16 protein-coding genes, 2 tRNA genes and 2 pseudogenes are annotated in these 21,107 nt (G+C 44.7%); 13 read left to right on the top strand and 7 right to left on the bottom strand.

The features are described 5' to 3' along the window. Positions 1 to 150 precede the first annotated feature (150 nt). Together D0A37_RS19030 and thyD are read right to left on the bottom strand one after the other, a co-directional pair. A complete protein-coding gene (locus D0A37_RS19030) occupies positions 151 to 1,206 on the bottom strand; it encodes a nucleotidyl transferase AbiEii/AbiGii toxin family protein (protein WP_242716677.1) in 1,056 nt (351 codons plus the stop codon). Between the two features lie 145 nt (positions 1,207 to 1,351). Next, positions 1,352 to 2,278: a thylakoid membrane protein ThyD gene (gene thyD, locus D0A37_RS19025; RefSeq protein WP_242716675.1), complete on the bottom strand. Its 927-nt coding sequence runs from the start codon at positions 2,276 to 2,278 to the stop codon at positions 1,352 to 1,354. Between the two features lie 148 nt (positions 2,279 to 2,426). On the opposite strand from thyD, the gene D0A37_RS19020 reads away from it, so the two are divergent. Beyond that, positions 2,427 to 4,058: a DUF3352 domain-containing protein gene (locus D0A37_RS19020; RefSeq protein ID WP_242716673.1), complete on the top strand. Its 1,632-nt coding sequence runs from the start codon at positions 2,427 to 2,429 to the stop codon at positions 4,056 to 4,058. Between the two features lie 172 nt (positions 4,059 to 4,230). On the opposite strand, the gene D0A37_RS19015 is transcribed toward D0A37_RS19020, so the two are convergent. The 3 genes from D0A37_RS19015 to D0A37_RS19005 form a co-directional block, all read right to left on the bottom strand. Beyond that, positions 4,231 to 4,428, bottom strand: a complete 198-nt coding sequence (locus D0A37_RS19015; protein WP_172187588.1) for a hypothetical protein — start codon at positions 4,426 to 4,428, stop codon at positions 4,231 to 4,233. A 196-nt stretch (positions 4,429 to 4,624) separates the two neighbouring features. After that, positions 4,625 to 5,041: a tetratricopeptide repeat protein gene (locus D0A37_RS19010; protein ID WP_242716671.1), complete on the bottom strand. Its 417-nt coding sequence runs from the start codon at positions 5,039 to 5,041 to the stop codon at positions 4,625 to 4,627. Positions 5,042 to 5,128: 87 nt separating this feature from the next. Then, complete coding sequence (locus D0A37_RS19005; RefSeq protein WP_006632680.1) at positions 5,129 to 5,482, bottom strand: HesB/IscA family protein; 354 nt, start codon at positions 5,480 to 5,482, stop codon at positions 5,129 to 5,131. A gap of 245 nt (positions 5,483 to 5,727) precedes the next feature. On the opposite strand from D0A37_RS19005, the gene D0A37_RS19000 reads away from it, so the two are divergent. The 12 genes and pseudogenes from D0A37_RS19000 (at position 5,728) to D0A37_RS18955 (ending at position 17,547) form a co-directional block, all read left to right on the top strand. Further along, complete coding sequence (locus D0A37_RS19000) at positions 5,728 to 7,380, top strand: DUF6930 domain-containing protein (protein WP_242716669.1); 1,653 nt, start codon at positions 5,728 to 5,730, stop codon at positions 7,378 to 7,380. A gap of 150 nt (positions 7,381 to 7,530) precedes the next feature. Beyond that, a complete protein-coding gene (locus D0A37_RS18995) occupies positions 7,531 to 7,785 on the top strand; it encodes a hypothetical protein (protein WP_242716667.1) in 255 nt (84 codons plus the stop codon). Positions 7,786 to 7,789: 4 nt separating this feature from the next. After that, positions 7,790 to 8,146 (top strand): type II toxin-antitoxin system PemK/MazF family toxin, encoded by a 357-nt coding sequence (locus D0A37_RS18990; RefSeq protein WP_242716666.1) that lies wholly within the window; start codon positions 7,790 to 7,792, stop codon positions 8,144 to 8,146. 62 nt (positions 8,147 to 8,208) lie between these two features. Next, positions 8,209 to 9,645, top strand: coding sequence for a 9,9'-di-cis-zeta-carotene desaturase (gene zds, locus D0A37_RS18985; RefSeq protein WP_242716664.1), 1,437 nt, complete (start codon positions 8,209 to 8,211; stop codon positions 9,643 to 9,645). 190 nt (positions 9,646 to 9,835) lie between these two features. Next, positions 9,836 to 10,282: an SRPBCC family protein gene (locus D0A37_RS18980; RefSeq protein ID WP_190662856.1), complete on the top strand. Its 447-nt coding sequence runs from the start codon at positions 9,836 to 9,838 to the stop codon at positions 10,280 to 10,282. Between the two features lie 259 nt (positions 10,283 to 10,541). After that, a pseudogene (locus D0A37_RS18975) lies at positions 10,542 to 12,044 on the top strand (protein kinase domain-containing protein); the annotation flags it as partial. Positions 12,045 to 12,088: 44 nt separating this feature from the next. After that, a pseudogene (locus D0A37_RS29520) lies at positions 12,089 to 12,232 on the top strand (hypothetical protein); the annotation flags it as partial. 24 nt (positions 12,233 to 12,256) lie between these two features. Further along, entirely contained in the window at positions 12,257 to 12,532 is a 276-nt protein-coding gene (locus D0A37_RS29515) for a WD40 repeat domain-containing protein (protein ID WP_445242553.1), read from the top strand. Between the two features lie 86 nt (positions 12,533 to 12,618). Then, a tRNA-Val gene (locus D0A37_RS18970) sits at positions 12,619 to 12,692 on the top strand. 163 nt (positions 12,693 to 12,855) lie between these two features. Continuing rightward, a complete protein-coding gene (locus tag D0A37_RS18965) occupies positions 12,856 to 13,464 on the top strand; it encodes a Uma2 family endonuclease (RefSeq protein ID WP_242716662.1) in 609 nt (202 codons plus the stop codon). A gap of 9 nt (positions 13,465 to 13,473) precedes the next feature. Next, positions 13,474 to 13,547, top strand: a tRNA-Val gene (locus tag D0A37_RS18960). A 451-nt stretch (positions 13,548 to 13,998) separates the two neighbouring features. Further along, positions 13,999 to 17,547 carry a PAS domain S-box protein gene (locus D0A37_RS18955; protein ID WP_242716660.1) on the top strand — a complete coding sequence of 1,183 codons (3,549 nt, stop codon included), beginning with the start codon at positions 13,999 to 14,001 and terminating at the stop codon, positions 17,545 to 17,547. A 239-nt stretch (positions 17,548 to 17,786) separates the two neighbouring features. On the opposite strand, the gene D0A37_RS18950 is transcribed toward D0A37_RS18955, so the two are convergent. Then, positions 17,787 to 20,264 carry a restriction endonuclease gene (locus tag D0A37_RS18950; protein WP_242716658.1) on the bottom strand — a complete coding sequence of 826 codons (2,478 nt, stop codon included), beginning with the start codon at positions 20,262 to 20,264 and terminating at the stop codon, positions 17,787 to 17,789. A gap of 92 nt (positions 20,265 to 20,356) precedes the next feature. Next, positions 20,357 to 20,584, bottom strand: coding sequence for a DUF2283 domain-containing protein (locus D0A37_RS18945; protein ID WP_242716656.1), 228 nt, complete (start codon positions 20,582 to 20,584; stop codon positions 20,357 to 20,359). Between the last annotated feature and the right edge of the window lie 523 nt (positions 20,585 to 21,107).

Here is a 21,107-nt window from a genome sequence, read left to right as displayed (position 1 = left end):
ATATGCGTTACCAGGCAGAGCCTGGGAACGAGGGGAGCCTGGTAACGAGGGGAAAAAGAAGGGAAAAGAGCGAGGCAGAGCCTCTGGATATGCGTTACCAGGCAGAGCCTGGGAACGAGGAGAGGTATACCAAATCTAGCATTTAAGCATCTAATCTTCAAGCTTACTTGGGAACGAGGAAATAGTCTCGCTAAATGTCCTGACTGTGATTTCCCGGGCTAAATCCTGAGCTAGTAAATCGATACCGTCAATAACTTTATTTGACTCTGCGATACTCAAAACTTCATAGCATTTTTCCCGATAATCGGGACGATCTTGGAAATACTGAATCGCTCGATCGAGCGGTTCCATAACTTGATAAGCTGCTTCAGCTTTGTCGATCGCCTCTTGAGGAATCGGAGTCGCTAACCTTTGCATAGCCAAGTCGATTAAATCTCTAGAATTTACACGATCGCTCGGCCATCGATCCGCATTTGCCAAAAGCTTTTCTGCTATACTATCGATTTGATTCAAGCAAGGAACAGGCGACCAATTTGGATAATTTGGTTCGCCAAACTCAATTCGCCCTTCACAAACCATCTCGAACTTAATAGTAGTGCCACCAACAATAACTGGAAATCTTATCCCATACTGGTTGGCTTGAATATCGTTCGGCAGAACAATGCGTGAAGCGAAGCTATCCCCAAGGGAATCGCGACTAGCAAAAATCACATCATAGCCTCCTTCGGCAACTTTTCGGCGCAGGAGACGGTAGCCATCATCCATCGGACACATAAAGTCAATATCCTGGCTCAACCGATATTCTCCGTGTTCCATACTTACCAGCGTTCCGCCGCCAAAATACCCCCGACATTCCTGTAGAAATTCGACATTCAAGTGGCTGAGTACAGTTAATATCTTTTGATGAATTTCGCGTTTAAACATTGCTTGAGAACTTACCCAATTTTCGGGGGTTTTTGGCGAGCAACTGCTTCCCAGTTCCGCTATTAACCAAGATTGATGCTGTTGGCTAATTGCTTGAATAAAAGCCAGTTCCTCGGAGCTAGGTTTCCCCAAAACTCCCCAATAATGCCAGCCGGATTCGTAGCGGCTTAGCATTTCCGTGAAACTCAATTTTTTTACATCAGCAATTTGCCAGCAGATAGCTTGAAGGAATGGGAGTTCGGCGGGAATTGTCAACCCGGTTGCTATTTCTTGATGGTTCATCTGCTTTCGGCGAAAGCGAGGCAGAGCCTCTGGATATGCGTTACCAGGCAGAGCCTGGTAACGAGGAATTTTGTTTGAGTCCGCGCAGGCGGACTTTGTTTGTTTAGCCCCGAATTCTATTCGGCGGGTTCTATTCCGGAGGTTCCTAACTTGCCGATAAAATCTCTTCGAGTGCTAATTTAAGCGTCGGATATTGATATTGAAAACCACTAGCTAAAGTTTGTTTCGGCAACACTTTCTGCCCTTCCAAAACAAGTTTGGCCCCGTCTCCCAAAAGCATTTCTAAAGCAAAACCTGGCACCGGCAACCAAGAAGGCCGCTTTAAAACTTCCCCTAAAGTTTGACACAATTCATTCATCCGCACCGGATTCGGTGCTGTCGCATTCAAAACGCCTTCAACTTGCGAATTTTGCAAAGCGTACAAAATTAAATCAACCACATCCTCGCGATGAACCCAAGAAAACCACTGTTTCCCAGTGCCCAGCGGCCCACCTGCAAATAGTTTAAAAGGTGGCAGCATTTTTGCCAGCGCGCCTCCCATTCCCAAAACTATCCCCAGCCGCAAAATTGCTAGCCGCGTTCCCGCATTTTTTGCAGGTTGGGCGGCTGCTTCCCAGTCTTTGCAAACTGCTGCTAAAAAATCATCCCCAGCAGGGCTAGTTTCGTCAAATTCAGCGGTTTCGCTGGTTCCGTAATAGCCGATCGCCGATGCGCTAACAAACACCGATGGTTTAGGATTAGCATTGACGATCGCCTCGACCAATTTTGCCGTCGTCAGTCTGCGACTGTCCAGAATTGCTTGCTGGCGCGCCTCCGTCCACCTTTCCTCTGCAATCGGAACCCCTGCTAAATTGACAACAGCGTCGCAGCCCGCGATCGATTTTTGCCAATCACCAGACTCCGCTGGAGTGTAGGCGACAACTTCCAAATTCGGATAAGCTGAAGCGGGAAAAACTCGGCCAGCCTTCGCCGCATCCCTGCTCAAAACCACCACTTGATGTCCCGCAGCTTGCAGCTTCTCCACCAGCCGGCTACCTACAAATCCCGTTGCTCCCGCGATCGCTACTTTCATCTTTTACCAATAATGCACAGTTCTAGCAGTTTAGACGATCGTCCAAACTTGTTTTGAATTATACAAAACTAGAGCGTCGGCCCGATCGCCTCCTCACAAGCTTTCTGTATTTTGATTAAACTGATATGGGACACAAGGAACACAAACCATGCCTGCAAAAAAATCAAAGCTTCTAATTGCTGCCTCCACCGTCGCAGCAGGTAGCGCTGCGGTCTACTTTTACTTCCAGGGTTTGAGCCAACAAGTATCCAACCCTCAAGACAGCGCCAAAATTGTACCCGACGAAGCAATGATGGCCGCGTTTATCTCCCCCAATCCCCAAGCGTTGGCCCAGTTGCAGCGATTTGGCACGCCAGGAGCTCAAAAGTTGATCGGTCAGGGTTTGAAGGGCTTTCAAGAACAAAGCTTGGCAGGCACTCAAATCGACTTTGACAGGGACTTAAAGCCTTGGTTAGGGGGGGTGATGGTCGCTTTGCTGCCCCCTGATGCTGCGACGAATACAGAGCCTCCAAAACTGCTGGTAGTAGTCAGCGTGAAAAATAAAATTAGCGCTTGGAATTTTGCTAATAAATTAAAATCTCAGCCCGGTGCAACTACTCAAGAAAGCGAGTATAAAGGAGTTAAAATCTTTGAGATTGCAGAGCCAACTGGCAAGCGCTACAGTGTGGCTTTGCTGAACGACCAATTAGTGATGGCTCCTTTGAAAAAGCCTGTGGAATTGGCGATCGATACTTTTAAAGGAGAACCCTCCCTCGCTACGCAGCAGAGTACAACTAAGTTTTTTGCAGAGAGTGCTGGTGTCAAGAATCCCATCGCAACTGTTTATATTGCTGACTATCCTGCTGCAATTGAGCAATTGAAAGCGAATTTGCCCGCAGATATCCAGTTGCCTTGGACAGTGTTGTCGCAGTTCAAACAAGTTAAGTCAATGGTTGCGGGAATTGGAGCAGATAGTGAGGGATTGAGGGTAAAAACTATTGCTCAGTTAGACCCTAAATTCGTGCAGCCAAATCCACAGTTCGCATCGAAATTGTTGCCCAGATTTCCGGATGAAACTATTGCTTTAGTCGGCGGCAAGGGAATCGATAAAATTTGGTCGCAAGTAACCGCTGAGGCACAAGATAGCCCGGAAGTTGACAGGGGAGTTCAGCAGGTGAGGAATAGTTTTAAGCGGTTGGATTTGGATGCCGATCGTGAGGTTTTTGGTTGGATGAATGGGGAATTTGCGATCGGGGCGATCGGTTCCAATCAAGGCATTTTGTCTCAGTTGGGCCTGGGGGCGGCGATGATTTTTGAAACGAGCGATCGCCCTGCTGCAGAAGCAACTCTGAAAAAACTTGATGCGATCGCCAAAAGCAATCCTACAGTCAGTGTCGCCCCCAGAACCGTTGAGGGCAAAGAAGTTACGGAGTGGCAAATACCCCAGCAAGGCACTTTATTCGGGCACGGTTGGCTGAATGAAAATTCTGTGTTTGTAGCTTTCGGCGGGCCTTTAGTCGATGTGATTACTTCGACGCCACCGCAACCGCTAAGCAGCAGTGCGAGTTTTCAGGCGATCGCTACTTCTTTACCGCGGGCCAACCAAGGTTACTTTTACATAGATATGGAAAAAACCATGTCTTGGGCTAACCAATATTTGCTTGCAGTACAGCCAAATTTAGTTTCGCCGGCAGCCGCTGAATTGCTCAATTCTCTCCGAGGAGTTAGCGTAGCCACAGCTTCTACACAACCGACAACTGCTCAGTTGGAGATGCTTTTTGCCTTGAAATCTAACAATTAGGGAATTTGTAATCGCTAATTTGTAATCGGTAATTCTTCCTTCTATCCTTTTATCCCTTAAATCCTGTACACGACTTTGTTGCCGGACTTTTTTCTGACCAAAAAAAGATGCTGCCCTCCATAGAGGGCAGCTACTCAAATAAAGCATCTTAAAGTCTCTCAAAACTTCAGAATTAACCTTCAGACATTCCCGATTTATTCGGCAATTGCAAATCATCCGGATCTACATAGTGACAAACTGCTTTGTCCATGCAAATCAAGGCCCAGCCGGATTTATCGATGCTCATCAATTTGTAAGAAGCGGGCTGAATAAAGAAACCTTTGTGGTTGCGGGTTGCTGGTTTGATGTTAACGTGGCTGTCATTGCTCATGTTTTTACAACTCCTAGTATTATCGTAGTAAAATCTGAAAACCGCTGAGCGGATTTGTGAATCGTCTAAGTTTTCAAATACTAGCACTGACTTTCTGAGTTTTCCATAAAGTTATTTATTGATTTATTACGATGTCGTAATAAACCGCAAAGCCGATTTCCTCGATCCCCGCCTCAAAATCGACTTTTTTGCGTGGTTACGGCTCCAGAAGCCACTGTTTAACGCGGGCGAGACTCTTCCAGTCGGGTTTTCTGTTTAATCCTTCTTCAAAATTTTTCTTAACTTCGTCTAGCAACTCTTCCGAAGCCATCAGGAGTTGCTGAGCCACTTCTACATGGGGCCGCACTCCTTTTTCTTTGAGATCCAGAATGGCTACTGCTAGGTTGATGCGAGCTTGGGGGTCGTGAGGGTTCAATTTAACGGCTGTTTTCGCTGCCTTTTGAGCCGGTGCAGGTTTATTTTCCAACAGGTAGAGCCACGCGAGGCTAGCCCAGGCATTGCCATTTTTGGGAGCTTTTTCGCACACTTCTTTAAACACGGGGATCAGATTAGCCGGGGCTTCGCCAGCTTGGTAGCGATCGAAACCGTCTTTAAACAATTCTTCAGGGGTCATTCGATTTTGGATTTTAGATTTGGGATGTTGCATGGAAAAGGGCATGGGGCAGTTAACAACTTTCTGCCCCATGCCCTCTTTTCCGATTTATGTAGAAAAAGAACTGCCACAACCGCAAGTTTGAGTTGCGTTGGGGTTAGTAAACTGAAAGCCGCCCCCGATCATAGCATCGCTGAAGTCGAGAACCAAACCGTAGAGATAAAGAATGCTTTTGCGATCGCAAACTACCTGAAAACCGTCGTAGTCGAACACTTCATCGTCGGATTTCACAGTGCTTGGATCTGCGAAATCCATCACGTAGGACATTCCAGAGCATCCGCCCTGGCGCACCCCTACCCGCAAGCAGAGGTCTTTACCTTGTTTCTCTCTCAGGGCTAAAACTTGACGGACAGCAGAGTCCGTCATTTGAATGCCGCGCTTTTCAGAAATGGCTTGAGTCATAATTTGCCGAACTCCTGAGACTGTCTAATACTAAGAGTTTAATCTTATTGCTCCATTGTACAGGCATTCGCCAGAAGGCATTGGGTTAGATGCTGAAGGCAGAATTTTTAGCTTCTAATTTTTAATTCCCGTGGCGCCTCGTTCCCAAGCTTGATGCCCTCTCCCCCTATAGGGTTTATGATTGAGAAGCAGCGGTTGACCGGCTACCGGCACCGCAACAATGCTTCACCCAACGGGCTTACTCTATGGCAGCGCTGAATCGCTCTACTCTTCGTCGGCTACAAAACTTACCTCAAATTCCCAGCGTGTGGGAGGGCGATCGCCGACCCTTATCTAATGCTGACTCACACATGATGATAGATGACGATGACGTTCTAGAAGCTGGTGGCGAGTGCATTCTCTGGGTCGATGGCTCCGAAGGAGTCGTCAGGGCTATGGACATGGTAGGCCCAGATGCTGGCCCAGAGGCGATCGTCCGGGCCCTGCTACGGGCAATGGAACATCCCCAAAGTCCGGCCCCCGCAGTCCGCCCCCAAAAAATAGTAGTCAAAAACCGAGAAATTCAATTTTATCTGCGGGGCGTACTTCAAGATTTAGGCATTTCCATTGACTATGTGCCGGAATTGCCCCTAATTGACGAAATATTTCGCGGCATGGAAGAGGTCGCGATCAACAGACCTCCTGAGTTGCCCCCTCAGTATGCTGATGTTTTAATGGAAAAAGCTGCTCAAATTTGGCAAGATGCTCCGTGGCGGACTTTGAGCGAACACCAAATTATATCTATTGAAATCAATCAGTGGGATGTCGCCAGCCTCTACGTGTCCGTATTGGGGCAAGGCAGAATGGATTACGGAGTTTTACTTTACCGTTCTCTAGAATCCTTAAAACGGTTTCGAGAACGAGTCGTCAATGATGAATCTTTTGAAGATTTAGAACAGGCTTTTTTAGGGCAAGACTGTTTGTTTCTCACCTTTGAAAGTGCCACCGATATTGATGAGGACGACGAGGAAGAAATTGATTTAGCCGAGTTGCCTCCCTCGGAAATTGAACCAAATTTCGGCAACCTGCATCCTTTAGAAGGATTGCGATCGATTCTTTACGAAGAAGAAGCCCTCACGATGTTAGTTGCTCTCGAAGCATTTCATCGCTTTTTCCGCAACGGCCGCCGGAAATTGGGATCAGAGACGTTTCCCACTCTTAGCAGCCGCTACCGCATCCCGGTTCCGCAGGCTGACGGAGAAATTCAACAGGTATCCGTTAAAGTTTCCACGATGCCCGAGGTGTCAGACGAATTATTACAGATGCTCGGTGATGACGATGATGACGATGATGACGATGATGATGATGAATTTGACAAGCCACTGCTGCGGGACGATTTGGTGCCGCAAAATTCATTTTTGAGTCTCGGCGCCGTACCTTGGGAAACGGTAGAGTTCCTGCGCGAAAGTGTCCAGTTTCACCAAAGTGCAGAAATTGATATTAATACCGCCGGAGATGGTTTGCCGGTGGTGATGATCCAAACTTCTCATCCGAAGGCAAAAACTATGATTCAGGATTTGAAAGAAGCTGGAGGCGTGAAGGGGATTGGTTTTAATCCGGGCGAAAATCCTTTTCAAGATGAGCAATACGACTTAGGTATTTTGCAAACTAAAAATGGCGAGCTGTATTTATTTGGGGAGTTTAATGAAGAGGACCCGGTGCATCAGGAAGCCCGCAAGAAGTGGGACCGCCGCTGTAAATTAACCAACGGTTGGTGCGGTTTAATTATTGCCAAAGGGTTGATGGGTGCTTCTCGCGGTCAGCCTCAGTTTAAGGATATGGTTGCTTTGCTTGAGGTGCGTTGGGTGTCTGCTAAAGAGTTGGGAATTGGGCCGCTTCAGTTGATGCCGATGTTTTGAAGTTAGTTGACTGTTGACTGTTGACTGTTGACTGTTGACTGTTGACTGTTGACTGTTGACTGTTGACTGTTTTGAGAAGAAAGAGGTAAAAGTAATTTGTAAGGTGCGCCGCAGCGCACCCTCGTTTTTAAATTATTAAGGAGAATGAGTATGTCAAATTCTACTCAAAAGCGAGAAGTGTTAGTAGCCCTTGATGCTGAATTCGCTGATAAAATAGACCAACTTACTGATAATTGGACGGAGGCGATAGAACAAGCTCTCCGTCTCTGGTACGCTAAGCAAATCGAAGATAAGTTGCGGAAATTTTATCAAAACCGCAGCCAAGAAGATATTGAGTTTGAGGAAGAATGGGCAACATTTGCTCAGGAACAAATGGAAGAAATTTTAATAGAGGAAGGTCTTTGAGACAATGACAGAAACTTATCCGCGACAAGGCGAAGTTTATCTTGTTAGAGCTTTGCGAACGATCGGAGATACCAAAAAGCGTCCTGTTGCTGTCGTTTCCATAGATAGCCGGAATGAATTTAGCCGTACTGTACTGATTGTCCCTTTTACTAGCGATTTTAGAGGAGGCGAAACTCCGACTCGGGTTTTGATTCCTGCTGGTGAAGGAGGTTTAGAATCTGACTCGCTGGCTGTCTGCGAGCAAATTATAACTGTCCAAAAGACTTATCTAGAACAAGACCCTTACGGTCAACTTAGTGCCGATGTCCTAGCAAGAATTCAGAGGGCTATACAAATGGCGATCGGCATTTATGAACTTTAATAATATTTCTGATATTCTAAATTTTGTTACAATTTGTAAAAATACTGTAAAGGATAGGTAAAATGCGGGTTGCGATCGCAGGTGCGGGACTGGCTGGAATGACCACAGCAGTCGATTTAGTGGAGGCTGGCCACGAAGTAGAAATTTTTGAATCCCGCCCCTTTGTCGGGGGTAAAGTCGGCAGTTGGGTAGATCCCGATGGGAATCACGTTGAAATGGGTTTGCACGTCTTCTTCGGCTGCTATTATAACTTATTTGCGCTGATGAAAAAAGTGGGAGCTTTTGACGATTTGCTCCTCAAAGAACACGTCCACACTTTTATTAATCGAGGCGGCGAAACTGGTTCTTTAGATTTTCGCTTTCCCGTGGGTGCTCCTTTGCACGGATTGAAGGCGTTTTTCACGACATCTCAGCTATCCGTACAAGACAAAATTCAAAACGCGATCGCCCTGGGAACTAGCCCGATCGTCCGAGGTTTGATAGACTTTGACGGGGCAATGAAAACTATCCGCGATTTGGATAAAGTTAGCTTCGCTGACTGGTTCCGCAGCCAAGGTGGCAACCAAAACTCGCTCAAAAGAATGTGGAATCCGATCGCCTACGCACTGGGTTTTATCGACACTGAAAATATTTCAGCCCGGTGTATGTTGACAATCTTCCAATTCTTTGCATCAAAAACCGAAGCCTCTGTCATGCGGATGCTAGCTGGTTCTCCCAACGAATATTTGCACAAACCAATTGTGGAATATTTGGAAAGCAAAGGAGCCAAAATTTACACGCGGCGCAGAGTAAGAGAAATTCAGTTTGAAGAAGGCGAAGAAACCCGCGTAACAGGCTTGCTAGTAGCTAACGGCGAAACAGAAGAAAATATTACCGCAGACGCTTACGTTTTCGCCTGCGACGTGCCCGGAATTCAGAAAATATTGCCCCCAGCTTGGCGCAAATGGTCAGAATTTGACAACATTTATAAATTAGATGCGGTGCCGGTGGCTACAGTACAATTGCGGTTCGACGGTTGGGTAACGGAACTCGAAGACGAAGCCAAGCGCAAACAGTTGAGCCACGCTGTAGGAATCGATAATTTGCTATATTCAGCAGATGCAGATTTTTCTTGTTTTGCAGATTTGGCACTGACAAGTCCCAAAGATTATTATCAAGAAGGACAAGGTTCGCTGCTGCAGTTGGTGCTGACACCGGGAGATCCGTTTATTAAACAAAGTAATGAGGCGATCGCCCAACACGTACTTAAGCAAGTTCAGGATTTATTCCCGTCAGCGCGGGAATTAAACATGACTTGGTACAGTGTAGTGAAGCTCGCTCAATCTTTGTATCGCGAAGCACCGGGAATGGATGTTTTCCGCCCTGCTCAAAAAACTCCGATCGCCAATTTCTTTCTAGCAGGAAGTTACACTCAGCAAGACTACATTGATAGCATGGAAGGAGCGACACTTTCAGGTCATCAAGCGGCTAAGGCAATTCTCGAAGCTTACAGTCATTAGTCATTAGTCCTCTCTCGTTTTCTCTCGTTCCCAGGCATAGCCTGGGAATGCCTATCAGGAGGCTCTGCCTCCAGTATTTAGACAGGAAACGCGAAGCAGAGCAAGAGTGAAATGCGTTACTAGGCTCTGCCTAGTAACGAGAAATCCACAATCTAAAATCTAAAATCTAAAATCTAAAATCTAAAATCGTATGACTGATTGGTTAGAACACAGCGTCCAAGTAGAAGTAGCAATTCCCATCGAATTAGCGTGGCAACTATGGTCAGACTTAGAGCAAATGCCGCGCTGGATGAAGTGGATCGAATCAGTTCGCATTCTCGAAGACAACCCGGAATTGTCGCGCTGGAAACTCGCAACTGGCGGGTTAGAATTTAGCTGGCTTTCTCGGATTCTCAAAGTAGTGCCGAATCAGATAATTCAGTGGGAATCGGTAGACGGTTTGCCAAATCGGGGTGCGATAAGATTTTACGATCGCAAAAACAGCAGCATTGTCAAACTGACGGTAGCTTATGGAGTTCCCGGCTGGCTGGCAAAATTGATGGACAATTCATTTCTAGCGCGAGTAGTTGAATCGACTCTTATGGCTGACTTGGAAAGGTTTAAAGAGTATGCTCTGGAAGTGAAAGCAACATCTTAAATTATGAGGACTAAAGTCATGACTACTAACCAGTTTGTAGTAAGGACTTCAGTCATTTAATTTCTAATTTAGGACTTATGCACCCGAACAAAGAAACCGGGTTTTTGAACCTAGATTGAAAGTTTTAAGCAAATATTTTGGTTAAAAACCCGGTTTCTGGTCGCCCGTGCGTCCAGGACTATAATTGTAACGCGAGAGTCGATCGCCCTTGTGCCTCAGTATCATAGAGATGTGCTGCTGATTCCTTCTCGGTTCAGTTATGAGTTACTGCCTAAACCCCGCTTGTCAAAAACCGCAAAATGCCGATAGTACCCAATTCTGCCTGAATTGCGGCTCCAAACTGTTGCTGAGAGAGCGTTACCGCGGCATCAAACCCCTGGGGCGCGGCGGTTTCGGTCGCACTTTTTTAGCAGTAGACCAAGACAAACCCTCAAAACCGCGCTGTGCAATTAAACAGTTTTTCCCGCTATCTCAAGGTACCAGCAGCAGCGAGAAAGCAGCAGAATTATTCAACCGAGAAGCGGTGCGGCTGGACGAGTTGGGGAAACACCCGCAAATTCCCGAACTGCTAGCGCACTTTCAGCAGGAACGCTATCAGTATTTGGTACAGGAATTTATAGAAGGTCAGAATTTACAAGAAGAGTTGGCGCGGGCTGGGCCTTTCAGCGAAAGTCAGATTCTCAGTCTGCTGAAGGATTTATTGCCAGTATTGCAGTTCCTGCACGATCGCAGTGTAATTCACCGAGATATTAAACCGCCCAATATTATCCGCCGCCGCATTTCTCAAACTCCTATCATTTATACTTACCCCACATTAACGGGGGAATTAGTTTTAGTTGATTTTGGCGCTGCAAAAGTTGTGGAGGGTTTGAGAGAAACAGGTACAGTCATCGGTTCTCCCGAATTTGTGGCCCCGGAACAAATTAGAGGTCAAGCGGTTTATGCCAGCGATTTGTACAGTTTGGGAGTAACTTGCATTTATTTGCTGACTCAAATATCTCCTTTTGATTTGTTTGATATCAATCAAGATGCTTGGGTTTGGCGAGACTTTTTGAAGGTTCCAATTGATCCGAAATTAAGTCGCATCCTCGACAAAATGATCGAATCGAGTCTCAGTCGGCGCTACAAATCTGTAGCTGAGGTATTGAAAGATTTGCAGCCGCAGCAGTCGGCGGCACAGGTTCCGACTCCGGCGGCCCCTGCTATTTCCGCGCCGCAGAGGACGCCTGTGGTGCAGAATGCAGTGCCGCCAACGCTTGCAGGCACAATTATACCTGTGCCGCCGATGCAGAGGGTTGTACCCGCACGCGCGCCTACTTGGAGGTGTGTTCATACTCTGGTAGGGCATTCTAATGCTGTCACGTCGGTAGCTTTCAGTCCTGATGGCGCGACTTTAGCTAGCGGCAGTGAGGACAAGACGATTGAGATGTGGAAGTTGGACGCGGGTAAGCGGTGGTACACTCTCACGGGTCATTCTGACTGGGTGACTTGTGTGGCGTTTAGTCCTGATGGCGCGACTTTGGCTAGTGGCGGCCGGGACAAAATGATTCATATTTGGGATTTGAATAAGGGTAAGTGGTGGTACGCTTTGGCTGGTCATTCTGACAGGGTTTCTGCTGTGGCGTTTAGTCGGGATGGTCAGGTTTTGGCTAGCGGCAGTCGGGACAAAACTGTGCAGTTGTGGAATTTGAATAAGGGAAGGCGGATGTCGGCTTTGACTGGTCACGCTGGCGGGGTGGAGGCGGTGGCTTTTAGTGCTGGCGGGGAGTTTTTGGCTAGTGGGAGTCGGGACAAGACTGTGCAGTTGTGGGATTGGCAAAAGGGTCGATCGATTTGTACTTTAGCAGAGCACGGGGATTGGGTGCGGGCGATCGTTTTTGCTGCGATTTCTTCTATCTCCCCTTCTCAAGGGGGGGCTGGGGGGGATCTGTTTTGGCGACGGGGAGTCGGGATGGTACGGCGAAGCTGTGGCGGGTGGATGCACAGGGGCGAGGAACGCTGTTGCGGAGTATGAGGGACAATTCTGGGGATGTTTTGTGTGTGGCGTTGAGTCCCGATGGTCGGGTTTTGGCGACGGGGAGTCGGGATGGCACGATTTATTTGTGGGATGCGGGTACGGGGGGTTTGCTGGAAATTCTGACGGGCCACGGGGGGGAGGTTTTGTCGGTGGCGTTTAGTGCTGATGGGGGGAGTTTGGCTAGCGGTGCGGGCGATCGAACTGTGAAGATTTGGCGGGGGATTCGCCATTAGGGGCGATGTCAAGAGTGCCCGCTTAAAAAATCTCATATTTATGCTTGACAGGCGATCGAATGTTCTGCTACATTAGGAATTCGTGAGGACGCATAGCTCAGTTGGTTAGAGCACTACGTTGACATCGTAGGGGTCACTGGTTCGAGTCCAGTTGTGTCCATGAATTTCAATCATTTATAAATCAAGGGTTTTAGGTTTGCCGTCCTACCGAGAGATTTGTCTTTCGCGAGACAATTAACCTATTAGTTAGATAATGAACTTAAAAATCTGACGCACCCTACTGAATCAGAATCAAATGATATTAGAGCATTGGAGACTTTACCATGACTCAAGCAATATCGAAGTTAATGAGTTTTGATGAATTTCTGGAAGGAAAACCCGAAAACGGACGCTATGAATTACATAACGGAGTTACTGTTGAAATGCCAAATCCAACTGGTAAACATTCAGCGAGCGCGGGTTTTCAAGCGATAGAATTGGGTTTAGAAATCAGGCGATTACAACTTCCTTACTTTATTCCCAAGGAATGTACAATTAAATTTAACGATAACTCTGGCTACGATCCAGATGTGATTGTATTAGATAAACAAGTGGTAGAAGCCAATGAGTCTCGCTGGGAAAGAGAATCAGTTATTACTCAGGGAAATTCAGTTAAATTAGTTATTGAAGTTGTCAGCACAAATTGGCGCGATGATTATGCACATAAAATGATTGATTATGAAGCATTAGGGATTCCTGAATATTGGATTGTAGATTATTTGGGTTTAGGGGGTAGCCGTTATATTGGTTATCCAAAACAGCCTACTTTATCGGTTTATCAGTTAGTAGATGGTGAGTATCAAATTAAGCTGTTTCGGGGAGATGAAAGAATTGAATCAGCAGTGTTTCCCGAGTTAAATTTGACCGCTAAGCAAATTTTTAACGGTGGATAAGCGATCGGGGGACGCATAGCTCTGTTGGTGAGAGCACTACGTTGACATGGTAGGGGTCACTTGTTCGAGTCCAGTTGTGTCCATACCTAAAACCCGCCCACAAAGCGGGTTTTGTTTTTTATACAACCAAACTGGTGGATTTGGCATTATCAATTAGGAATGACAGAATATGTCTAGGGCAGAGATTTAGTACAGTCGCCACGTTTTGTCGAGGGTGTTGCTGGGCAGTTGCGTAGTTTGCATGAGTTCGCTGTTAAAGAAACGCTAGCTTGATTCTCGTCGGCACTATCCCCATCCGTGAACAAAGCGCAAGCAAGCAGAACAAGAAAGAGAACAACTGTTAGAATGCGATCGCCTTGCACGATCCGAAGCACAAGCGGCTAACCGGATTAAAGACGAATTTTTAGCGGTGCTCTCCCATGAGTGCCGATCGCCCGTGTGCTTAAACACTCAATGACTTAGGTTTTGGGCATATTATATCTTGATTCCCTAACAATAACTGGCATAATAGGTAAATAGGCAGGACTAACCGCAATGAATGTAGAACGTACACACTCCTTGGATGATCGAGAAGAGCTTACTGTAAATTTTCCTCAAGAGCTATGTACGGACTGCCAAGCACTCGAAGCGCGACGATTTGCGGTGATAGTCGATCACATGGCTGAGGCTTTTATTTCTATTAATTCAGAGTGGCGCTGCACCTATGTCAACCATAAAGCAGAGCAGCTTTTAAACAGGAAGCGGCAACACCTGATAGGCAAAAATATATGCACAGTATTTTCGGTCGATCTTACCTCGGAGCTATATAAGTATTGTCATCGAGCGATCGTAACGCCAACGGCGATCGAGTTTGAAGAACACTACCCCTCACTCAACAAGTGGTTAAAAATTCGCCTCATCAAAAGTGAAGATGGCTTACTTCTTTACTTCCAAGACACCACTGAAACATCGTCACGCGATCGACAATTGAAAGCCGAAATCGCCAAGTCCCAGCAGGTGGAAGCCACTCTTCAGAAAGAACAGCACTTTTTGAAGGCAATTCTACACAACGTTCAAGCTGGCATTGTGGCTTGCGATGCCGATGGCATATTGACGGTATTTAACCAAGCAGCTAAAGATTTTCATGGATTACCTCAGCAGCCAGTTCCACCGGATAAATGGGCCCAGTATTATAACTTGTATTTGCCCGACGGCAAAACACTCATGAATACAGAGGATATTCCCCTGTTCCAGGCCTTGCAAGGACACAACGTTCGTGATGTGGAAATGATGATTGTTCCCCAGCATGGAACGGCGCGAATGCTGTTAGCAACTGGACAGGCGATTATTGCCGCAAACGGCGAAAAACAGGGTGCTGTTGTTGTGATGCACGACATTACACAACGCAAGCAGGCAGAAACTGCTCTGCGTGAGGGTGAAGCGCAATTATCCAGCATCTTCCAAACTATTCCTGATGGCATCACTATTCTAGATTCTACCGGACAGATTATTGCCGCAAATAGGGCAGCAGAGAGGATTTTAAGATTAACTCGCAGCGACATTGTGGAGCGAGGCTATAACGATCCATCCTGGTTCATTACAACCGTGGAGGGTCATCCTTTCCCAGAAGAGAAACTGCCGTTTGCGAGGGTGATGCAAACAGGTGAGCCTGTTTATGGTATAGAACATGGCATTAGCCATGCCGATGGAACTCGCAGGATTCTCTCGATCAATGCTTCCCCTTTGTTTGACGCAGAGGGACAAATTATCAATATCATTGCTGCTTTCAGCGACATTACTGAACGCAAGCAAGCCGAAGACGAACGAGTACAGCTTGTTCAAGAACAGGCAGCCCGTGCTTTAGCAGAGGTTTCTCAGGAAAAATCAGCATTTTTAGCGGAAGTGAGTGCTGTCCTTTCCTCTTCGCTAGAGTATGAACAAACTCTCCAAAGCGTTGCAAAGTTGGCAGTTCCTTATTTTGCAGATTGGTGTAGTGTTGATCTGCTGAATGACGATCGCACAATTGGTCGGGTTGCAGTGGCTCATTGTGATCCTGAAAAAGTGAAGTTTGGCTGGGAGTTGGCTCAACGCTTTCCCAGACATCTCGATGATGGGTATGGCATGGCTAAAGTCATACAAACAGGACAGGTTGAAATTCTGACTGAGATTACAGATGAACAGTTAGTTGCCATAGTGCCGAATGCTGAATACCTGGAAATTTTACGTGGAGTTGGGTTAAAGTCCTGCATCATTGCACCCCTACAGGCACGCGGGCGCGTGTTGGGTAGCATTACCTTTGTGTTTACTGAATCCGATCGCCACTACCGCCTGGAAGATATTGCCCTGGCTGAAGATTTGGCTCAGCGAGCAGCGATCGCCATTGATAACGCTCGTCTCTATAATGAAACACAACAAGCGAAATTAGCCGCCGAACTCGCTGCAAACCGGACGGCTCGACTGCTGGCGGTGATGACGGCTTTGTCTGAATCGCTAACCTCGGCTCAAGTGGCTCAGGTGATTATTGAACAGGGAATGTCCGCACTGGGAGCGAGTTCTGGTTTGGTTGCGCTATTAAACCAGGATGCAAGCGAACTGGAGATTATTCAAGCGATCGGCTTTGAGCACGTAGGAGAATTTCAGCGCAGTTTTTCGCTTCATGCACCCTATCCTCTGGCAGAAGCGGTGCGAAGTGGGCAACCTGTTTGGCTAGAAACTATCGAAAACCGAATTGCCCGTTATCCTGATTTAGCCCAAGCTTATGCCAAGGTTGGTTCAAAAGCCTGGATTTCAGTGCCATTGTTGATTGAAGGACAAGCCGTTGGTGGACTGTCGCTGAGTTTTTCGACGGTTCCCCCACTTTCCGAGAGCGATCGCGCTTTCGTTTTGGCATTGGCACAGCAGTCGGCGCAGTCGATCGACCGAGCACGGCTCTACGAGTCAGAAGCGCAAGCACGGACACAAGCAGAAGCAGCTAACCGAATTAAAGATGAGTTCTTAGCTGTCTTGTCGCACGAATTGCGAACTCCGTTGAATCCGATTCTGGGTTGGACTCGACTGCTGCGAAGGGGAACTCTGGATTCTGGCAAGACGGCGGTAGCTCTCGAAACGATTGAACGCAATACCCAGTTGCAAGTTCAACTGATTGAGGATTTGCTGGATATTTCTCGCATTCTGCAAGGCAAGCTGAGTTTGAACTCTACTCCTATTAATTTGAAAACAACTCTTAAAGCCGCAATCGAAACAGTTAGTTTAGCCGCCCAAGCGAAAAACATTCAAATTCAAACTCACCTAGAACCCAATGTCGGCGATGTGTTAGGAGATGCTACCCGATTGCAACAGGTTGTCTGGAATTTGCTCACAAATGCCATTAAGTTCACTCCAACTGGAGGTCGAGTTGAAGTTGAGCTAAAAAGGATTGATTCCTGTGCTCAAATTCAAGTCAGGGATACAGGGAAAGGGATTAAGCCAGAATTTATTCCCTATGTATTTGACACATTTCGACAAGCCGATAGCAGTATTACCAGAACCTTTGGTGGGTTAGGGCTGGGATTAGCGATCGTGCGTCACGTCGTTGAGCTACATGGTGGAACTGTCAAAGCCGAAAGTTTTGGAGAAGGACAGGGAGCAACATTTACTGTCACACTTCCCTTATTAGCCAGAAGCAATGATGCAAACAGTGACCACAACGATAATCTATCACTCAAAGCTCACACTTCACCCTTGGCTAGATTATGTATCCTGGCCGTTGATGACGAAGTAGACAATTTAGAGTTAGTTCAATGTATTTTGGAGGAAGCGGGAGCCACAGTGATCTCTGTATCTTCGGCAAAAGATGCGCTACAAAAGCTCAATGAATCTAAGCCAGATGTTTTGATTGCTGATATTGGAATGCCACAAATTGATGGCTATATGTTGATTCGTCAAGTCAGACAACTATCCACACAGGAGGGAGGAGAGATTCCCGCGATCGCCCTGACAGCGTATGCAGGTGAGACAAATCAACAGCACGCACTAGCAGCCGGATTTCACAGGCATCTTCCCAAGCCTGTTGAGCCTGAAAGGTTAGTGGAGACAATTGAGAAATTGCTTCATCCAATAGAGTAAGGCAGAGTATTAGACATCTCCGAAAATTTCGTCGAAGCGGTTTATGGTATGGTGGGATTTTAAAGGGCGATCGCTCGATCTGGTAGAACTTGATAGGTCGAGGGCGATCGCATCCTTAATGTCTGGTTAGCCTGTGATTTTGGTTTGGTGCGATCGGATTTGCAGCCGAGATTTTTTGTAGATGAGTAATGTAGTAGATAACTAATATCACCCATTAAAAATTAAATATCACTTTGTGATTATAACAAGTCCAATAAGGAGGGGTGTCCTACGCTCCATTTAGATATTTTACGCTTATTACTAACATCACAATCTTCAGGTTTCCCCTTTTGTTTTCCCTGCTTTGGATGAGTTGGTCTGACTACTAGCCAATCTTCTTTTCTTTCAAGCAAACCAGCAAAATAAAACCAGGACAACATTTTGCTGGCGTAATCGCTTAAAGTTTTTTGGTTCATTTCTTTTCCCTCAAACCATATTTCTCCGAGCAATTTATGAAATTCATCTTGCCACATTGATTCACCTGGATTCAGTTTTTCGTACATTTTTTTGATAACTACATGAGCCTCAATTTTTTCCGCTAATTCTTCAGCTATTTCCTCATTTTTTAAATTTAAAAATATCTCTGATGCTCTTATTTTATCGTTTTCCTTATTTCTTGTTACTTGAAAAAAGTTTTGCAAATCCAGAACAGCATTTGTAACTATGCCATTCCCATATCCCGATCCACTTGCTAAGTCAGATATTGTTTCACAACTCTTAAGTAATCTAAAGATTTTTAAAAGAGTTGAAATCTTAGTTCGGGGTCTATAGCTTATTATCATTTCAGGTAGCTTACCATCCAACAAATATTCACGAAATATATCCCAGTAGATTTTATAGTTTTCCCCAGTTTCAATAACTAGCTTGCTTTTTAAGAGGCTACTAATTACATCTTTATTAAACTCGCGGCGTACATCCATCTTAGAAACTGGAGAAAATTTAGCTATATACTTTAAACACTTATCATCTCCAGTGATAATAGCTCCCTGAATATCTTTATTAAAGCTTGTTTCGATATCAGACTTGGTTATAACCTTGTTCTGGTCTGGATCAAGTTTAGATTGATCAATATCTTGATTATAAAGTTCACCGCACTCTCTTTTTAAGTACCAAGGTTGATTGAACCAAGGTTGACTAGAAAGATTGTCACGCAACGAAGTGGCTTTTGTAATTATTTCTAATTCTTTATCTTTCTTAGTTGTTACATATTCCTGAAATCCATCTAATAATTCTAATGATTCTGACTCAGAAAATTCAGCCAACTTAATATTTTTTAGTCGCTCTTGTAGCTTTTCCCATGTAGAAGATGCTGGATGTTCTGGGGGTAAATGAACATCGGTTCTCCAGCAAAAACCTAAAACTATATTCTTTTTTAAAGAATCAATCTCATAAGCTGCGTCCTTAAACAACCCGTAAAGAGATGAAAGTGCATCTTTAGTCAAAATTTCTTCAAATTGATCGAAAAAGATTACGATCACCTTATCACTATTTTCAAGATTTTCTATTAATAATCGAATTGATTCACTATGAAAAGGTGATTCAGGATTTATAGATACTAGGTGATTAGGAATCTCAACAAATCTACTATCAATAGCACCTTCTAATGCTTTTATAATAGCGGCACTTACAAATAGATTTGCGTTTTTTTCGTTGACGCTCGTAACATCTATATGATATATATAGACATTTCTCTTATCTTCGTTTTCTGATTTACTACCGCATTGTGATGCTAATTTAAGAACTAAAGATGATTTTCCTAACCCTGTATTTCCCGAAAAAGAAACAACTCTTAAGTCTGTGGTTTTATCCCTTACATTTTTGACAAACTCCCAAAACTTCTCTTGATGTGTCTCACGTCCAAAAAAATCTTCTGGGCGGGATGGACGATGGTAATCATCAAAACTATCAGCCTGATTAATTTTCGATACTGTTACTTTTTTAACTTCTAAAATCGACTGGTTAGTTAATTTATCTTTAGGCTCAATTACTCTTGGATTGAAAACAGTAATTTCAAGATTTTCCCAGATTTTATGAAGGGAAAAGTATTTTTTCCATTCTTCTGAACTCAAATAGCTTTTAGTCTTGGGAGTTGGGAAAATAGTAGCACACTCTGGAATATTACTCTCTCCCATTTCTTCCGCAACCCAAAAAAATTCTTTTTTATGCGTTACTAATAATGTAATGGTTTCAACACGACCACTTATTTGATCGATTTCAGGGAGTTTAATATTATGTAAATCCATAAATACTTTAGCAAGTTTATCTGAACTCCAACTCACTAACGTAAATGGTTTATTTTGTTTATCTTTATATTCATAAACAACCGCTTTTGCCTTTCCATTAAGATCGGAAGTTGAGAGTAAGTAGGCAAAGTCAACTTCTTTGTAAAGAGCTTGACCCATTAACTTGAATATAGTAGGAGCATCTATATATCGAGGATCTATATCTATAGAATTTTTCTGAAATTTACATTCAATTAATCCTCTTTCATTAGTCTCTGAATTCTTGACGTAGATATCAGTCTGCATTCCTTCAAATTCTATATTTTGAGTCACTTCCCATTGATATTTACGGAATAAAGCTGCTGACACATCTTCCCAAAAATCACCTTTTTCCTTATTACTCCATTCATCTGGTATGACTATTTTAAATCTTATGGTCGGCTCATTTACAGTCATATTTTTAGTCACCCCGTATAGGTTACTTATTATTAAATTTTCTTGAACAACCCATGATAATTAGGATTTTATCATTCTAATTAACGAATCAACTACTTATTTCCACAGACTGTTAATAATCTCGCTTGCACAGATTCTAAAATTGAATCTCGAATAAAAGCACTAGCATTAATAATCTCTATCCCAATTAATTCACCCGCTTCATTAAGTTCTACCGTAATATTAGGGCTAATTTCCACACTTCCGACTTCCAGTTCATCAGAAATCCTTAAATGAAGAATATCCTCTTTTTCAAAATACGCCATTTTTGGATTATTCATAAATTACAAATCTCCCACTTGTTAAACGAAACTTTATTTGTTGACGAGTAGTTGTATGCACAGTGATCGGAGTAATAGAATCTTCGTTTGTTTCATAAGGTATCATAACCAATTCCTGATTATGTTTACCCACAACAATTTGAGTTCCCGTTACTGTGTCATCATACCTTTCTCCCGAAAATCTAATAATATTTTCCAAGATACTTAAGTCAAACCCCCTTAACTCGGCTCTATATTGCATATAGTCAGTCCAGATAATTTTAACCATATGTCTAAATATAATTACATAACCGTTTTTTCCCTCATTGTATCCACGCTTGAGCCATTTGGGACATCCGATCGCGCTGTTCGGTTTTTACTGGATTTTCACCACTAATGACGCTCAACGCCCAAAACTAACGATCGGGTTTTTGTTCAAGATAGCGCAAAATCAATGGTGCAACAGGCTGTCCCATGCCAATAATTCTCTGATAAGTTGGCTGCATTGACTTCTTTCTGTGCAACCAATGACAGCATCCTTGTC

The sequence above is a fragment of the Microcoleus vaginatus HSN003 genome (assembly GCF_022701255.1).
Classification (GTDB): Bacteria; Cyanobacteriota; Cyanobacteriia; order Cyanobacteriales; family Microcoleaceae; genus Microcoleus; species Microcoleus vaginatus_B.
Note: the sequence above shows the minus strand (reverse complement) of the source record. Positions and strands in the feature narration are given on the sequence as shown.

Coding starts and splice junctions, on each gene's coding strand:
- D0A37_RS19020 (WP_242716673.1), top strand. CDS start 2,427: ATGCCTGCAAAAAAATCAAAGCTTCTAATTGCTGCCTCCACCGTCGCA.
- D0A37_RS18955 (WP_242716660.1), top strand. CDS start 13,999: ATGAATGTAGAACGTACACACTCCTTGGATGATCGAGAAGAGCTTACT.
- D0A37_RS18950 (WP_242716658.1), bottom strand. CDS start 20,264: ATGACTGTAAATGAGCCGACCATAAGATTTAAAATAGTCATACCAGAT.
- D0A37_RS19000 (WP_242716669.1), top strand. CDS start 5,728: ATGGCAGCGCTGAATCGCTCTACTCTTCGTCGGCTACAAAACTTACCT.
- thyD (WP_242716675.1), bottom strand. CDS start 2,278: ATGAAAGTAGCGATCGCGGGAGCAACGGGATTTGTAGGTAGCCGGCTG.
- D0A37_RS19030 (WP_242716677.1), bottom strand. CDS start 1,206: ATGAACCATCAAGAAATAGCAACCGGGTTGACAATTCCCGCCGAACTC.
- D0A37_RS18990 (WP_242716666.1), top strand. CDS start 7,790: ATGACAGAAACTTATCCGCGACAAGGCGAAGTTTATCTTGTTAGAGCT.
- D0A37_RS18945 (WP_242716656.1), bottom strand. CDS start 20,584: ATGAATAATCCAAAAATGGCGTATTTTGAAAAAGAGGATATTCTTCAT.
- D0A37_RS19005 (WP_006632680.1), bottom strand. CDS start 5,482: ATGACTCAAGCCATTTCTGAAAAGCGCGGCATTCAAATGACGGACTCT.
- D0A37_RS18995 (WP_242716667.1), top strand. CDS start 7,531: ATGTCAAATTCTACTCAAAAGCGAGAAGTGTTAGTAGCCCTTGATGCT.
- D0A37_RS19015 (WP_172187588.1), bottom strand. CDS start 4,428: ATGAGCAATGACAGCCACGTTAACATCAAACCAGCAACCCGCAACCAC.
- D0A37_RS18965 (WP_242716662.1), top strand. CDS start 12,856: ATGACTCAAGCAATATCGAAGTTAATGAGTTTTGATGAATTTCTGGAA.
- zds (WP_242716664.1), top strand. CDS start 8,209: ATGCGGGTTGCGATCGCAGGTGCGGGACTGGCTGGAATGACCACAGCA.
- D0A37_RS19010 (WP_242716671.1), bottom strand. CDS start 5,041: ATGACCCCTGAAGAATTGTTTAAAGACGGTTTCGATCGCTACCAAGCT.
- D0A37_RS18980 (WP_190662856.1), top strand. CDS start 9,836: ATGACTGATTGGTTAGAACACAGCGTCCAAGTAGAAGTAGCAATTCCC.